Here is a 16647-nt window from a genome sequence, read left to right as displayed (position 1 = left end):
TTGACAGAGGTATATAGGGATATATAATATATATAGACAAAATTAATATATCTAAAATCTCAATGGGGAGGTGAAAGTATGTTAAGAAGATATTGGGATCCCTTTGAGGAAATAAGACATTTACAAAGAGAAATGGATAGATTATTTGCTGATTTCTTTGGTGAAACTACAGCAATTGAGGAAAGAAGAGGGGCTTATGCTCCTGCCATAGATATGTATGAGACTGATGAGAATATTGTGGTAAAAGCTGAACTTCCAGGCTTCAAGCCTGAAGATGTAGATATAAGTGTAACAGAAGATAGCGTAATTATCCAAGGCGAAACTAAAGAAGAGGAAGAAGTAAAAAGGGAAAACTTCTATAGAAAGGAAAGAAGAATAGGTAGAATCTATAGAAGAATAGACTTACCAAAGCCTGTAGTACCTGACAAGAGCGAGGCTGTATACAAGAATGGAATACTGACTTTGACATTGCCTAAGGCGAAACCTGAAAAACTTGAAGGGATCAAAATAAAGATCAAAGAAGAGAAATAAAAAGAAGGCGGGGTCTCTTCCCGCCTTCTTTTTAAAATTCTGTTTTCCCTGTAAAGTTGAAATTTTCTACTTTTATAGCTGGTACTTTAGAAAATCCCATACTTGGAACAAGAATTGCTTCCTTAGATATTTCCACCACATTTGTAAGGGCTTCTACAAAGCTTTGAGTAAATCTTAAATTCTTTAATGGCTTTTTAATTTTTCCGTTTTCAATTAAGAAGGTTCCGTCTCTGGTCATGCCTGTAGCGAGGACTCTTATAGGATCGAGGAAGGCATTTACATAATGAAATCTTGTGACTAAGATTCCTCTTTCTGTTTCACTAATTATCTCCTCAAGGGATTTTTCCCCAGGAGCAAAGAAAAGATTTAGAGGAGCAGGACCCCAGGAAGGGGGTGGAAGAGCATGTCCAGTGGATTTTTTTTCCTCTTTTACTGCGGTTGCAGTGTCATATACTGGTCCCATAGGAATACCGTTTTTAATAAGGTCTACCCTCTTTTTGGGCACTCCTTCAAAGTCTATGGGAATTACAATGCCTTCTGGATTTAACCCATCGTCAAAAATATTTATAAAATCTTTAAATATTTTTTGTCCCATGTAGAGATTTAAAAAAGATCTTTTTTCTTGGACTGCTTTTGCCGAAAATCCAAAATAAGAAAGCATCTCAAGAAGTTCTCCTACCGCAAGGGGCTCAAGAATCACTGTATAACTTCCAGGATCAATTTCTTCAGGATTTTTACTATCTATACATTTCTGTAAGGCTCTTTCAGAAAGTTCTTCAAAGTTAATATTATTAAGATTTTTTCCTATTTCTTCCTGATATCCTGAACCATCTCCCATATACATAACTTTACCATGAGCATAGGAATAAACAGTATAAGCTTTTACTCCTTTTGAGTTCATAATTCCAAATTCACTTATATTTTCTGATAAAGCTCCAAAGGTTTCTAAGTTGTGTTTTTCCCCCTTTTCTGTGAAAATTTTTACAAGATTTGCTCTTAATTCAGGAGATGGGTTGATGAGTTTTTTTTCATGGCTTGGAATGGGTTCTGGTTCTGGGAGATATAACTCTTCTGTTTCGGGTTGGGCTTTTAAAAGCTCATCTAAGTCTTTGATTAATTTATCTATTTTCTCTATATCAAGATCACTGGTGTTTATTATGATTTTTCTTTTTCCCTCACCAGCTCTTATAGTAAGAGATAGGTTCTCTTCGGCTACATTTTGATGGATAATATTATTGGCAAATCTTGTTAGTTCTTGATTATTAATAGCCAAACTTACTTCTTTCCTCTCAAAGGGTATTTTATCAAGAATATTTTTTAAAAAGCTTAAAATTTTATCTTCTCCCCACATTATTTACCACCTACCTTTACTTTTTTAAATCTTGCAGGAGCAACCCCATGACCTACTCTTGCAACTTGCATTGGCTCTCCCTTACCACAATTAGGTACTCCCCATACTCTCCAAGATTTTTCATCGGCTATAGCATCACAACTTCTCCAAAACTCATAGGTTATCCCTGTATAATATGGATTTTTATAAATTTTTCCAAGTTTTCCATCTTTTATCTCGTAAGCTATTTCACAGCCAAAGTGAAAATTTAATCTTTTATCATCAATAGACCAATTTCTGTTTACAGCCATGTATACTCCTTCATCGGTAGAGGCAATAAGATCTTCATAAGGCATATCTCCTGGAAGAAGGTTTATGTTGGTCATTCTTATTAAAGGAATTCGGTTCCATCCATCAGCTCTCATAGTACCATTAGATTTTTCTCCAAAGAGTGCTGCAGTTTCTCTGGATGTTAAATAACCTACGAAAAGTCCGTTTTTTACAAGATAATTCTTTTGAGCAGGTACTCCTTCGTCATCAAAACCAAAACTTCCAAGTCCATAAAGATGAGTTGCATCAGCAACAATATTGACTATCTCCGAGCCATATTGGAAGTTATTTCTTTTATCAATGGTTAAAAAACTTGTTCCTGCAAAACTTGCTTCCATTCCCAATACCCTATCTAGTTCTGTGGGATGTCCACAGGATTCATGGACTTGTAAAGCAAGCTGAGTTCCATCAAGAATAAGAGTAGTGACCATTTCGGGTAATGGTTCTGCAGAAAGAAGTAAAACTGCCTCTTTTGCTATTTTTTCTGCATTTCCTATAAGATCCAATTCTTCAATGAATTCCCATCCTCCTTTTCTGAAATCTCCTCCAAAGGAATTAGGATAGGATCTTCTTTGAACATCAGCGCCTTCTATAGCGTATGCGGTTATGCCTCCCCCACTTTCAAGAATACTTTGTTCAATCTCAGAACCCTCACTGCTTAAAAATACTTTATCTTCTTTAAAAAAAGATAAAGATGCTTCTGTAAGACTTATTCCTTTTACCTCTCTCATTATCTTGTCGGCAGTAAAAAGTAAATCAAGTTTTTTTTCAAAAGGAACAGAAAAGGGGTCAATTTTATATTGGCTCTCCCATTTTGCTTTATAAACTTCTTCGGGGGCTAAAACCACTTTTTTCTTATTTACTGACGCACTTGCCTTAGCTATTTGAAAGGCTTTTTCCACAATTTTTCTGTAATCAGATAGGTTAAAAGAAGAAGCAAATCCCCAAGCCCCATTATAAAGTACTCTCACTCCAAAGCCATAAGTTTCATTTTTGCTTGCATTTTCTAAAACTCCATTTTTAACCTCTATTTCTTCTTGCTTTCTTCTTACAATTCTTACATCCACATAATCTCCACCTAATCTTGATGCATAATTAAGGATTTCTCTACCTATCTCTAACAAATTCCTCACTCCTTTCTTCAAAGGTCTACTACAATTTTATCTCTTTTGTTGAAAATTGATAACTTCTTAAATCCTAATTCTTTTGCTAAATTATATGCTTTCTGAATATCTCTTCCCACATCTTCTGGAGTATGGGCGTCTGCTCCAAAAGTTAAAGGAACATCATAAGGGGCTAATATTCTTAGAAATTCAGGAGATGGGTAGACTTCGTTTACAGGTTTTCTCCAACCGGCGGTATTTAATTCTAAGGATATGTTAGAATTTATGATAACCTTAGCTATCTTTTCGTATAAATTATTGAGGTTCTTAGGTTTTCTTACACCCCAAAGTTTGACCACATCAAGATGAGCTATCACGTCAAACAGGTTGCTTTTTATAAGTTTTTCTACTTTATCAAAGTAATCCTCAAATATTTCCTCAATATCCCTTTCAGTCCAACGAGGATCATTAGGATCTATATCAAATCCAAATCCCTGGTCTATAAAATGCACCGAACCTAAAACATAATCAAAGAAATTGTATTCTTGTAAAAGTTCTTTTATCTCTTTTTCTTTTTCAGGAAAGTAGTCCATTTCAAGCCCAATTTTTAGGTTGTATTTTTTCTTCAAGAACATAGTAAATTCTTTATATTCGTAAAGATTACTATCACACCAGGATTCAGTTATGGGGAGATGATTGTAAATGGGTCTAAATTCTTTAAAGCGATGTCCATGCTCAGAAATACCTAATTCTTTAATGTTCCTTTCTTTTGCTTTTTCATAAAATTTGAGCCACCAATTTTCCTCAAAGGGTCCTCTTTCTAAGTGCATATGATAGTCTATTAGCATATTTTTTACCTCCATAGTTCTTTCTTAATTAATATCTTTTATTTTATCTTATTTTATGTTAAACTTTTACAGGGAATTTTTATTATGGGGGAAATGTTATGAAAGAGTTTATGTATCTTTTAGAAAGGGTAAAACCTGAATTTGAAAATCTCCCTGCTGCTTTGCTTAATGCAGAAAGGTTTATTAAGAAATTAAGAAATGAAAAAGCTACAGGTGTTATTGTTTATAATTCGGATAATGGGCGTGGTGCCATATTTGTTTTTGAAGGTAAAGCCTTTTTTGCAAAGGTAGAGAATAATAAGGTTCTTGAGAGAACAGAGGCGGTTGATTTTATAATGAGGCAAATCCAACAGGGATATGGAAAGATTACTTACTATCCTACCGATATGGTTCTTATTCTTGTACTTTCTGCCATTTATGTAGGAACTCCCCTTTATGTGGATTTAGATGCCAATACTATAATACCAACCAAATTTTTTACAGCTCTGCAAAATAGAGAGTTCAGTGGTGTAGTTTTGTATAGAAGTGCCGAAGATGTTAAGTTTTGGATTTTTAAGAAAGGCAAATCTACTAATCCTCCTCCTGTTATACTTCCCCCTTATGGATTTATTAGTGTATATGCCCTTGATACTATAGAAGTAAAAGATTATCTTGAACTTTGGGAGCAAGAAGCAAGGAGGAAGATTATAGAATTTTCTGAAAAGCTCCTTTCAGCTATTGCAAGAACCTTGGTGGAAAAATGGGGACAAAATACTACCGAGTTAATGTTGCTTCCTTTAGAGAGTTATCAGGGACCTATAAATATAAAATTTGATAAAAAGACTTGGAGTTGTAAAATTGAGTCTAACGAAGAGCTTTATTATTTAGCTAAGGAGATAGAGAGGCTTTATGCAAGACTTCTTAGAGCAATCAGGGAAAGAGAAGAGATTGTGGCAGAGAATGTGGAACTTTATACTTTTAATCTTATGCAGGAAGAAAATGTTCTTTGGCCCCCAACAGAAGAGAATGTATTTAGGAGAGATTAATAGTAGAAAACTTAACAAGGGGAGGATTTATACCTCCCCTTTTGAGTTTATTTGAGTTCTCTAAGTATCAAGTCTACCACAGAGTCCACATCTAATCCTTGGAATTTATATAGAGCATCAGGTTTTCCAGAAAGACCGTATTCTTTTACTCCCAATTTCTTAAATTTTACCTTATATCCTCCTTCTAAGAGGGCTTCTGCTATTACATTTCCTATACCCGTATGTACATTATGATCTTCATAGGTTAATATGAATCCTGTTTTTGCAGCTTCAGATAGGGCGTTCCAATCAATTTCTTTAGGAGAGGTGAAATTAAATACTTTAATCTTTATTCCTTTTTCTTTTAGTTTTTCCCATACCTGAACCGCTTTTGCCACCATAGGACCACAAGCTATAATGGTAGCTTTGTCTCCATCTCTTACCTTGTCCATCTTTCCATAAATGAATTCATAATTTCCTCCAAAGAGAGGATTTCCATTTTCATCGGTGATTATTGGAGCTACTGATCTTCCCATGGCAACTAAGAAGTTTCCAAATTCTTTTGCCACATATCTTATTACTCTATCGGTTTGGTTTCCATCTGCAGGTACAATAATCTTAAAGCCAAATAAATTTCTAAAAGCTCCTATATAGTCAATACACTGATGGGTTTTGCCATCTTCTCCCACATCAAGACCACAGTGGGTTACAATAACTTTTAAATTTGTAAAGTTGATATCATTTAATCTGTGTTGATTATAGGTTTCGTCAACTCCAAAGACTCCAAAATCTGCAAAAAAGGTGATAACTCCTTGAGAAGAAAGAGCTCCTGCAAGGGTTGCTGCATTGTGTTCCTGGATACCTACTTCAAAGAAGTTTTCAGGAGCTATTTTACTAAACTCATGAGTTCTTACTGATTCCATCAAGTCGCAGTCTACCACTGCTATAGGAGTTTTATCTTCTTTTCCTACATTTAACCTTCCAAGATCTGTGAGAGCTTTTCCAAAGGCGCCTCTATTGTCAATCTTTGCATCTTTTTCATAAGTTATAGGGGTACCTGTTTCAATGTTTATAGGATAAGGCTCTATTACATGTTTTCCAGAAGGTTTAAATTCTTCTCTCATTTTTTTATACTTTTCTAAGTCATCTTCAATTCCCAACTCTTCTAAAGCTCTTTTATATTCGTCGGGTTTTAATGCTCTTCCATGAAATTCAAATTTATTTTCCATAAAAGATACGCCTTTGCCCATAATAGTATGGGCAAGAATAGCAGTGGGTTTGTTATCATAGATTGCTTCTCTTATGGCTTTATACAATGCTTCAAAATCATGTCCATCTACCTCTATTACTTCCCAACCATCTGAAAGATAATTTTCTTTAATATTCTGAGGCATTATTTCCGAAAGAGGTCCCGAAAGTTGTAGCTTGTTATAATCTATAAGTACTGTCAAATTAGAGAGATTATATTTCTTAGCAAACCTTCTTGCCTCAGAGATCTGGCCCTTTTGTTGTTCTCCATCTCCCATAACTACAAAAACATGAAAATCTTTTTTAAGAAGTTTTGCAGAAAGAGCCATTCCACATCCTGCAGAAAGTCCTTGTCCTAAATTTCCAGTGCTCCATTCAACTCCAGGGACATATCTTTCTACGTGACCTTCAAAGATACTTCCTGCGAGCCTAAAATAGGCTATAGCCTCATCAATATTGAAGAAACCTAAGTTTCCAAGGGCAGAATATACTCCTGGAGAAGTATGTCCATGGCTGATAATAATCCTATCCCTATCGGGGTTTTTAGGATCTTTGGGATCTACATTGGCAAAGTAGTATAAAGTTAAGTACATTTCAATGGAGGACATGGATCCACCTGGATGTCCTGAACCAGCAAGGGTTGTCATTTTTAGGATATCACCTCTACACTTATGGGCAAGGGTTTTCAGGTACTCCATATCCTTTTCATCTATTTGCTCAGCTGTAAAACGATTTCTTCTCATGAAACTTACACCTCCTATTTCTGAAACTTAATCTAAAGAATTATATCATATGATTTTGTAAACCAATGGAAAAATTCGTTCCTTTAAGGGGTTCTTTGATCTTATTCTTAAAACAGGGGGAATTTGTCTTCTCTTATACTCACTCCTTTCTACCTTCTCAATTACAGTTTTAACAATTTCCCTTTTATATCCCATTTGAACTATTTCTTCTAAAGACTTATTTTCGTCTACATAGGCCTTTAGTATAGGATCAAGAATAGAGTAGGGGGGAAGAGAATCTTCATCTTTTTGGCCTGGTCTTAATTCAGCTGAAGGAGCTTTTGCAAGTATATTTTGAGGAATGATTTCATTATTTTTATTTACATAATTTGCAAGTTCATAAACAGTGGTTTTATATATGTCTCCTATAACCTCTAATGCTCCTGCAGTATCTCCATATAAAGTGCAGTATCCTGTAAGGGCTTCAGATCTATTTCCTGTTGCAAGAAGAATATATTCTTCTCGGTTTGATATGAACATTAAAAGATTTCCTCTTATTCTTGATTGTAAATTTTCTTCAGCCACATCCATTATAGGATTTCCTGATGGATTTAATTCTTTTAAATAAGAATAGAAGATATCACTTATTGGGATTATTCTGAATTCAATTCCTAAATTTTTAGAAAGTTTTTCGGCATCTTCAATACTCTCTCTTGATGTGTAGATAGAGGGAAGACTAACACCAAGGACATTCTCCTCTCCTAAGGCTTCTCTAGCTATACATGCCACAAGGGCTGAATCTATTCCTCCCGAAAGTCCTATTACGGCCTTTTGAAAACCTGATTTTTTTATAAAGTCCCTAACTCCTAAGACGAGTCCATCGTATAAAAAGGAAATATCCTCTCCTTTAGAGGATGTGGGGTAAAGATTTTTTAGATCTATTGTTTTAATATCTTCTTTAAAAATTTCTCCCTCAAAGAGTAGTTCTCCCTTTTTAGAGATTGCTAAACTTCCCCCTTCAAAGATTAATTCCCCATTTCCTCCTACCTGATTTACATAAATAACTTCTTTCTCAATTCCTTTAGCTAATTGGGATATTTTTTCTATCCTTTCCTGTCTTTTTCCAAAGTAGTAAAAAGAAGACGATATTATGAGAATTAGATCAGAAGTTTTTAAGTAATCCTTGTAATTTGAATGGTCTGAAGAAAAAATAAAGTCATCACCAATAAATAAACCAATTTTTTTGTTGTCTATCTCAAGAAAATCAGGAGTTCCATAAGAGAAATAATTCCCTTGTCCTATTGGGTCATTAGAAAAGTAGAATTTATCAATTCTTTTTATTATTTTATTCTCCTTTATCCAATATATGCTGTTATAAATTCTGTTATCTTCAAAATAAGGCGCACCTAAAAGGATATTTATGGGAAAATTTTCTTGTAAAATTCTTTTTACACCTTCCTCTATCTTATTCTTAATAATATTATTCTTTAAAAGATCAAAAGGAGGATAGCCTAAAAGGGAAAGCTCTGAGAAAACGACGATATCACTTTTATCTGATAGAGCTTTTAATATAGCATCTTTTATTTTTATGAAATTTCCTTCTATATCTCCAATGATAGGATTTATCTGAGCTATAGTGATTTTCATATGGTTCCTCATTTCTCTTGAAAGGTTAATAAGTTATATATCCTTTCTACGGGGGCTGGATGGGAGTAATACCAGGTACGAAATATAGGATCAGGATAAATGTTGGAGAGATTTTCTTTTATTAATCTCTTAAGGGCATTAGTTAAAGGAAAAGGATTCCCAAAAACCTCGGCTGAGAATTTATCGGCTTCATATTCAAATTTTCTCGATAAGGCATTTACTAAGGGATTTATAAAATAAAATATGGAAGAGACAAATAAGAAGGAATATAGAAGAATGCTAAACTCTTTAGTAATTCCAAAATATTTACTAAAAGGAGCATTCTTATATACAAAAAATGTTAGATAGATGTATAGTAGGTAAAAAACTATGGATAAAATTAATAATTTGGGAATATGTTTCTTTTTATGATGACCTAATTCGTGGGCAAGGACAGCAAGTATTTCTTCTTGAGGATAAGAAAGCATAGTATCAAATAGTACTACTCTTCTTGTTTTTCCAAAACCGGTAAGATAGGCATTTTGTTTTTTAGTTCTACGAGAGGCATCCATAACAAAAATATTATTCACTTTGAATCCAGCTTTATTTACTATTTCAATAATTCTATTTTTTAAATCTCCTTCTTCTAAGGGAGTAAATTTATTAAAAAGAGGAGCTATAAGTATAGGATATATATAATACACAAAGATTTCAAATAAGACTATTACGAGAGCAAATTTCCACCAGAAGTTTGGATCTGTTTTAATTATGTAAAGTAAAAGAGAGAGTATAGGAACTCCTAATATTATAGAGAGTATTATTGATTTTATAATGTCAAGAATAAATATCTTTGGAGTCATTGTATTAAAGCCATATTTTTGTTCTATAACAAAGATATCATAAACCTCAAAAGGAAGAGATAAGATTAGATTTATAAGTCCGGAAATACCAAAAAATAATAATCCTTGCATAATAAAGGATGAGGTGATTGAGGATACAATTTTTTCAATGTAGGGATAAAATAAAAACAAGAAAATTAATGTAAAGATTAGATCAAAAGCCTGACTAATTAAGCCCAAAACAGTATTGTCTTTTAAATACTCTTGAGCTTTTTTTAGTTCTTCGTTGGTTATTATATCTTTGAGCACTTCTGGAACTTCTTTGTGAGAAAGAGAGTGTTTTAAGTTTCTCAGATTAAGGTAAGCATGGATTAAGACTTTGCCAATAATAAATATTAAGAATATCCCTAAAAACATGCTGTCCTCCTATTGTTAAGCTTGGCGAAAAACGATTATATTATACTTCACAGATAGCTATTTTTTCAAAAAGAGGATAAGAGGGAGACTATATGGTCCCCCTCTTTTTTATAGGACAGGTAAATAGGTCTCTAACTCGTAAGTAGTCACCTGCCTTCTATAATTGTCCCACTCAATCTTCTTATTCTCTATGAAATTTGTAAAAACATGCTCTCCTAGGGCTTTTTTCACTACTTCGCTTTTTTCAGTAATTTCTATAGCTTCAATTAGGCTTCCAGGAAGACTTTCAATTCCCTTTTTCTTTCTTTCTTCCTCCGTCATATGATAGACATTTTCTTCTACTGGCTCTGGGAGAGGATATTTCTTTTCTATTCCTTCAAGACCTGCAGCAAGCATTACAGCAAAGGCTAAATACGGATTACATGCAGGATCAGGTGCTCTATACTCAATTCTTGTAGCTTCTTCTTTTCCTGGCTTATACATAGGAACTCTTATTAGATCAGATCTATTTCTCATAGCCCAAGATATGTAAACAGGAGCCTCATATCCAGGAACTAATCTCTTATAAGAATTTACCCATTGATTAGTGATAAGAGTTATTTCCTTTGCATGTTTTAAGAGGCCCGCAATAAAGTGTTTTGCAGTATCAGAGAGATGATATTTATCATGAGGATCAAAGAAAGCATTTTTACCATCTTTGAATAAACTCATGTGAACGTGCATCCCAGAACCATTTTGTCCAAATAAAGGCTTTGGCATAAAGGTAGCATATACTCCGTTAAGATATGCTACTTCCTTTATGGCTAACCTTGCAGTCATAACAGTATCTGCCATAGTTAAAGCCTCGGCATAGCGAAAATCTATCTCATGTTGAGAGGGGGCTACCTCATGGTGGGTAAACTCTACTTCAATTCCCATTTCTTCTAACATTGATACTGTCTGGTGTCTTAAATCTATAGCTTCATCCCTTGGAATTAAATCAAAATACCCTCCCCAGTCTAAGACCTCTAGATTAGGGCTTGGGGATTTAAAATAGAAATATTCTAATTCAGGTCCTACATAGTAGGTAAATCCCATCTCTTTCGCCCTTGAAAGTACTCTTCTTAAAACATTTCTTGGATCTCCTTCAAAGGGTTTTCCACTTGGTTCTACAATAGTTGCAAACATTCTTGCTACTTTTTTGTCCTGGGGTCTCCAAGGCAAGATAGTGAAGGTTTCTGGTTCTGGAAATGCGATCATATCGCTTTCCTCAATTCTTGTGAATCCTCTTACTGATGAGCCATCAAATCCTAATCCTTCCTCAAAGGCTTTTTCTAATTCATGAGCTGTAATAGTGAAGCTTTTCAAATAACCTAAAATATCTGCAAACCAGATTTCTATAAAGTAGACATTATTTTCTTTAACATATTTTAGAATTTCTTCTTTTGTTTTTGGAAAACTGTTAGCCATAATTTTTCTCCTCCTTCTTAATTCTTTTTTACAAAATAATTTTCAATATTAAGAATATTTTACCTTATTCTCACCTCCTTGGGAATTTGATTTTGTAATTTAGAGGATTACTAAAATTGAAGCGCCATTGCTCTTTAAACGTCTTTGTTTAAAACTTTTAATTATATTATTGTGAATTAGTTTTTTGTCAAGATATAATTTTTATAAAGGTATACGGCAATATATTACCGATATGAAAATCATTTTAGATTGCTTATTCTCTTCTTTCTCCTGTTCTTATCCTTATGGCCTCCTTTATATCTAAGACAAATATCTTACCATCTCCTACCTCTTTAGTTTTTGCACTTTCTATTATCGCCTTAATAATGACTTCACTGTCAGAATCTTTTACTACTATCTCTATTTTTATTTTGGGCAATAGCTCAATTCTGTATTTTCTCCTCTCCATATTTTTCATTTTTCACTTATCAACCCCTGAAGAAAATTTTTACTCCCTTGTAAATAGTACTATAATCTAACGCAAGCTCAGACTCATTGCCCATTGAAAAGCACCATATAACCTTGCTTGAAGATTTTCTTCTGCAAGATCCATAATAGGTTTATTAAGTTTGTCAAGTATTTTTAGAGAAGAATACCCTGAGGAAATTAATATTCCTGAAACGTTATTATTTCCTAAAGCACTTACTACAAGACACTACTGATTTTATTAAAATAGTCCATCCTCCTGACTAACTTATATAATTTTTTTGCCATACTTTTTAGCAATATGTTTTAGTATGTCATATCTTAGCTTCTTTTCCCCAAAGTGGTAAGGAGAAGCAGAGATATTAACCATAAGGTCTATTCCTTTTTTGACTAAGTTCTTAACTGGATCTATGTTATATGGTTTGTTGAGAGAGTTTTCAAAGAAGATAACCAAGAATAGCAAGTTCTGGGAAAATAATAATTTCAGCCTGTTGTGAAATAGCCCTTTCTATATAATTCTCCTATAGTAAGATTTATTTGGGCAACTGCTACTTTCATAGTACATGTATAATATACTTAAAAATTTTTTTAGTTAGGGTGAAAGCATGAAGAAGAATGGTATTACTATAAAGGATATTGCAAAGGAGGCTGGGGTAAGTCCTACGACAGTTTCCAATGTTATCCATAAAAAATATGAACATGTTTCTCCAGAAACGGTAAAAAGGATTGAAAAGATTATAGAGGAAAAAGGCTATATACCCAATATGCTTGCCCGATCCTTAGTAAAAAGAAATTCAAAGATAATTGGAGTTATTAATTGTTTGATACCTACTGCAAGGGGAAGTTTTATACAAGATCCTTTTCATACTGTCTTTTTAGGTGGTGTAGAGAAAGAATTAAGTAAAAGGGGATATTTTATTATGCTTCGTACGGTAAACGATAAGGATGAGCTTATTTCTCTTTTAAAAACATGGAATCTTGATGGAGTTATAGTAACTGGAATTTTTGAGGATGAATTCTACGAAGCACTCCTAAATACAGATATTCCTGTAGTACTTATAGATAGTTATGTAGATGGAGATAAATTTTTGAAGGTTGGGCTTGAGGATTTTAAAGGAGGATACTTGGCTACAAGGTATTTAATAGAAAAAGGACATAGAGAGATTTTATTTGTGTCTCCCAAAATTAAACCCAAGGGTGTGCTTGAAGAGAGGTTGAAGGGATATAAAAGAGCATTAGAGGATTATGGTATTCCTTTTAAATCTGAGCATATTTACGAGCATGGGACAAGGGTAGAAGAATGTATAGAATTGGGGAGAAAGTTAAGTAAAAGGAAAGATTTTACAGCTATATTTGTTACTGCTGATATTATGGCTGCTGGCATTATGAGTGGACTTATTGAAATGGGGGTGAAAATTCCCGAGGAGGTATCAATTGTAGGTTTTGATGATCTTGATATAAGTCTTATAACTTCACCAAGGCTTACTACTATTCATCAAGATGTGGAAGTTAAGGGGACTATTGCAGCGAGAATGCTTATAGATTATCTTGAAGGAAAAGTTATAAAAGAAAGAACAGTGATACTTCCTGTAAGGATTGTTGAGAGAGAAAGTGTAAGAGATATTAAGAAAAATTGAGGAATAATTTAAAAATCGAAGAAAAGCTTATATTTTTTTGAGAAGAATAATGGTTTTATCCTGTTAAAATGGCTTGAAGGATTTATTAAATTGATTTTAAACTTTGTTAAGTTTAACGTTAAAGTAATGAAGTTTTACTTTAAATAAGAAAGGGGGGTTGAAATATTAGTTTTAAGTTTAACGTTTAACTTAATATAATAGAACCTTGTTTAAAGTTTAATTTTTAAAAGGAGGTATTCTAAAAATGAAGAAATGTCTTTTAGGGCTTTTAATCTTAGTACTTCTTTTAGCTTTTACTTTCGCAGATGACGATTTTATTGTTGCTACAAAATTTGAGGAACAAAATGGGGAAGGTTATTGGGGACCCTATGGACCAGCATATAAGCTAGAAAATGGAGTATTAGTTTTTGATTCAAGTATTGAAAATGCATGGATGACTTTAAATTTTAAAGATGATTTTATGGAAGCAGAAGACTATAGGTATGTGGTAATTACAATTAAGGCTGATGATCCTAAGGATGCCCAAAATATAGTTATGACCCTCGGTAATTTGAAAAAGACCTTTACCGATTGGGGGATAACACTAACTACTGATTTTAAAACTTATGTAATTGATTTGTTTGCTCATGGTTTGAAAAATTGGGGTGATGGGACTAAGGCAGAGCCAGACCTTGCTTTTAATAAGGCAGGAGCTATAAAAGCAAAGATATATGTTAAAAGTATGATATTAACCAACAATCCTACAAAATACACTAAGTAGTTTTTGGGAAAAAATTGGGGGGAGTGAAAAGAAAATGAAAAAGATTTTTGTATTTATCTTACTTTTTCTCTTAGTCTTTTTAGGCTCAGAAGTTTTTGCTCAGAAAAAGATTATATTGAAGCTTGGAATGTGGCCTGAGCCTACTTTAAAGAGTGATGTAGAGATGTTTGAGAAATGGAAAAAAGAGTTTGAGAAAAAATATCCTAATGTACAAGTGGTGCCAGCAACCTATAAGTATTCTCCTGATACTTTTGTTCCCCTTGCAGAGTCGGGAAATTTACCAACTATTTTTGAAACATGGTTTACAGAACCTCAAAAACTGATTGCAGGTGGTTTTGTCAAAGATATAACCAATGAGCTCAAGAAAAAAGGATGGGATACCTTAATGAACCCATCAGTAAAGCAGATACTTTCTAAAAATAATAGGATCTATGGGGTCCCAAGGGACGCCTATGCCCTTGGTATGTATCTAAATCTAGAACTTTTTGAAAAAGCTGGTTTAATGAATCCTGATGGAACCCCTAAATATCCAAAGACATGGGACGAGCTTGCAAAGGCTGCTAAGATTATAAAGGACAAGACAGGCAGAGCAGGTTTTTGTCTTCTTGCAAAAGACAATGCTGGAGGATGGCATTTTACACAGATAGCATGGAATTTTGGGGCTAAGCTTGAGGTACAAAAAAATGGTAAATGGTATGCCAATTTAAACTCTCCCGAAGTTGTTACAGCAATGAATTTTGTCAAAGATTTGAAATGGAAATATGATGTCCTTACTGACGATCCTACCAGCGAGGATTGGGGATCTGGCTTTGAGGCTATAGCTACAGGAAGAGCTGCTATGTATCTTGGGGCTCAAGATGCAGTAAATCAGCCTACCCAAGTATATGGCATGTCTATTGATAAACTTGCTATTGTTCCTGTTCCAGCAGGACCTAAAGGTCATCATTACTCTCTCATGGGGGGTACTCCTTATATGTTTAGTGCTAAAGCAAGTTCTGACGAGGTTATGGCTGCGTTGAATTTCTTAGAGATAATGGGTAAGGCGCCTATAGTTACACCAGAGTCTCTTGCAGGAATGAGAGCAGATGCAGAAAATAGAGTAAAAAATGGGGTCCCCGTAATTCCATCCTTTCCTGCATGGATAGCGAAGGATTGGTTAAAAGCTCAAGAAGAAATAGTAAAACAGTATAGAAATGTGGATATGAGATTATATAATGATTATTACAATTGGATAAAGAAGCCTAACGTATTACGACCCGAGGAGCCTTATTTAACCCAGGATATGTATGCGGAACTAACTAAGGTATTACAAGCGGTAGTAAGTGATAAAAATGCTGATGTTAAAAAGCTTCTTGATATTGCAAATAACAATCTACAAAAGATGTTAGATATGTACGTAAACAAAAAGTAATAAAGGGGGCACTTATGTGCCCCCATATTGCTGTAGGAGGAATATAGAATGCTTAAAAAATATAGAAGAGATATAGCTGGATGGTTAATAATGCTTCCTTCAATTATACTTTTTATCTTCTTTCTATGGGAGCCACTTTTGGCAAGTATAGTGATGTCCTTTTATTCAGCAAAGGGCATAAGGCTTGAGAAATTTGTAGGTTTTCAAAATTATATAGAGGTTATTCAACATCCAGATTTTAAAGCTGCTTTTTTAAATACTTTTTCCTACACCTTTTGGTCCTTAGTTATAGGCTTTTTGGTTCCTATAATTCTTGCCATTATTATAAACGAAATTATCCATTTTAAGGGTTTTTTTAGAGTATCGGTTTATTTACCTAATGTAATTCCTGGACTTGCTGTGGCAATAATGTGGCTTTATATATATAAAGCTGGTAAAACAGGACTTTTAAACATAATTTTGGGACAATTAGGAATTCCTCCTCAGGCATGGCTTACCAAATCTCATTTAGTTATTCCCCTTATTGTTCTATTTATGACGTGGCGTTCAGCGGGAGCAACTACCCTTATATACTTAGCAAGGTTACAGGGGATAGATCCAGAGCTTTATGAGGCTGCCACCATTGACGGAGCAGGTATATGGCAAAGATTAAGGTATATTACTCTTCCTCAAATTTATAATTTGGCGAGAACCCTTTTGATACTTCAAGTAATTTTTGTCTTCCAGGTGCTTTATGAACCTTTAGTTCTTACCAATGGGGGTCCTAATAATGCTTCTACTACTTTAATGCTTCTGGTATACAAATATGCCTTTGAGAAATTTGACTATCCTAAGGCTGCGTCCATCTCTGTAATAATCGCACTAATACTTGTTCTCTTAACTGCTGTATATAACAAGCTGGTAAAGGAAAACGAGGGGTAAGATTGG

General features: G+C 34.0%; 14 protein-coding genes. 6 read left to right on the top strand and 8 right to left on the bottom strand.

What is annotated here, in order from left to right:
• Positions 1 to 78: 78 nt before the first annotated feature.
• Complete coding sequence (locus DTUR_RS00930) at positions 79 to 531, top strand: Hsp20/alpha crystallin family protein (protein ID WP_012582602.1); 453 nt, start codon at positions 79 to 81, stop codon at positions 529 to 531.
• A 31-nt stretch (positions 532 to 562) separates the two neighbouring features.
• Here the strand turns inward: DTUR_RS00930 and DTUR_RS00925 are convergent, their stop codons facing one another.
• Genes DTUR_RS00925 through DTUR_RS00915 form a run of 3 tightly spaced genes read right to left on the bottom strand, consistent with a single transcriptional unit; the run spans position 563 to position 4142 of the window.
• Complete coding sequence (locus DTUR_RS00925; protein WP_012582601.1) at positions 563 to 1882, bottom strand: TldD/PmbA family protein; 1320 nt, start codon at positions 1880 to 1882, stop codon at positions 563 to 565.
• Positions 1882 to 3315 carry a TldD/PmbA family protein gene (locus DTUR_RS00920; protein WP_012582600.1) on the bottom strand — a complete coding sequence of 478 codons (1434 nt, stop codon included), beginning with the start codon at positions 3313 to 3315 and terminating at the stop codon, positions 1882 to 1884. The genes DTUR_RS00925 and DTUR_RS00920 overlap by 1 nt, the downstream gene beginning before the upstream one ends.
• A 17-nt stretch (positions 3316 to 3332) precedes the next feature.
• Positions 3333 to 4142, bottom strand: a complete 810-nt coding sequence (locus tag DTUR_RS00915) for a histidinol-phosphatase (RefSeq protein ID WP_012582599.1) — start codon at positions 4140 to 4142, stop codon at positions 3333 to 3335.
• Positions 4143 to 4240: 98 nt separating this feature from the next.
• On the opposite strand from DTUR_RS00915, the gene DTUR_RS00910 reads away from it, so the two are divergent.
• On the top strand, positions 4241 to 5167 hold the full coding sequence (locus DTUR_RS00910) for a hypothetical protein (protein ID WP_164930941.1): 927 nt from the start codon (positions 4241 to 4243) through the stop codon (positions 5165 to 5167).
• A 47-nt stretch (positions 5168 to 5214) separates the two neighbouring features.
• Here the strand turns inward: DTUR_RS00910 and DTUR_RS00905 are convergent, their stop codons facing one another.
• The 5 genes from DTUR_RS00905 to DTUR_RS00885 form a co-directional block, all read right to left on the bottom strand.
• On the bottom strand, positions 5215 to 7137 hold the full coding sequence (locus DTUR_RS00905; protein ID WP_012582597.1) for a transketolase: 1923 nt from the start codon (positions 7135 to 7137) through the stop codon (positions 5215 to 5217).
• Between the two features lie 45 nt (positions 7138 to 7182).
• A complete protein-coding gene (locus DTUR_RS00900) occupies positions 7183 to 8763 on the bottom strand; it encodes an NAD+ synthase (RefSeq protein WP_012582596.1) in 1581 nt (526 codons plus the stop codon).
• An 8-nt stretch (positions 8764 to 8771) separates the two neighbouring features.
• Positions 8772 to 9998: a M48 family metallopeptidase gene (locus DTUR_RS00895; RefSeq protein ID WP_012582595.1), complete on the bottom strand. Its 1227-nt coding sequence runs from the start codon at positions 9996 to 9998 to the stop codon at positions 8772 to 8774.
• Between the two features lie 108 nt (positions 9999 to 10106).
• Positions 10107 to 11447, bottom strand: coding sequence for a type I glutamate--ammonia ligase (gene glnA, locus DTUR_RS00890; RefSeq protein ID WP_012582594.1), 1341 nt, complete (start codon positions 11445 to 11447; stop codon positions 10107 to 10109).
• 253 nt (positions 11448 to 11700) lie between these two features.
• Positions 11701 to 11904 (bottom strand): P-II family nitrogen regulator, encoded by a 204-nt coding sequence (locus DTUR_RS00885; protein ID WP_164930940.1) that lies wholly within the window; start codon positions 11902 to 11904, stop codon positions 11701 to 11703.
• Positions 11905 to 12517: 613 nt separating this feature from the next.
• Between DTUR_RS00885 and DTUR_RS00880 the strand changes: the two genes are divergently transcribed.
• From DTUR_RS00880 to DTUR_RS00865, 4 genes are all read left to right on the top strand, one after another.
• A complete protein-coding gene (locus DTUR_RS00880; protein ID WP_012582593.1) occupies positions 12518 to 13549 on the top strand; it encodes a LacI family DNA-binding transcriptional regulator in 1032 nt (343 codons plus the stop codon).
• 244 nt (positions 13550 to 13793) lie between these two features.
• Positions 13794 to 14309 (top strand): hypothetical protein, encoded by a 516-nt coding sequence (locus DTUR_RS00875; protein WP_012582592.1) that lies wholly within the window; start codon positions 13794 to 13796, stop codon positions 14307 to 14309.
• Between the two features lie 34 nt (positions 14310 to 14343).
• Positions 14344 to 15720, top strand: coding sequence for an ABC transporter substrate-binding protein (locus DTUR_RS00870; RefSeq protein ID WP_012582591.1), 1377 nt, complete (start codon positions 14344 to 14346; stop codon positions 15718 to 15720).
• 48 nt (positions 15721 to 15768) lie between these two features.
• Entirely contained in the window at positions 15769 to 16641 is an 873-nt protein-coding gene (locus tag DTUR_RS00865; RefSeq protein WP_012582590.1) for a carbohydrate ABC transporter permease, read from the top strand.
• Positions 16642 to 16647 lie beyond the last annotated feature (6 nt).

The organism is Dictyoglomus turgidum DSM 6724 (assembly GCF_000021645.1).
GTDB lineage: Bacteria > Dictyoglomota > Dictyoglomia > Dictyoglomales > Dictyoglomaceae > Dictyoglomus > Dictyoglomus turgidum.
The sequence above is the reverse complement of the archived record's forward strand: the minus strand, read 5'-3'. Positions and strand labels throughout refer to the sequence as shown.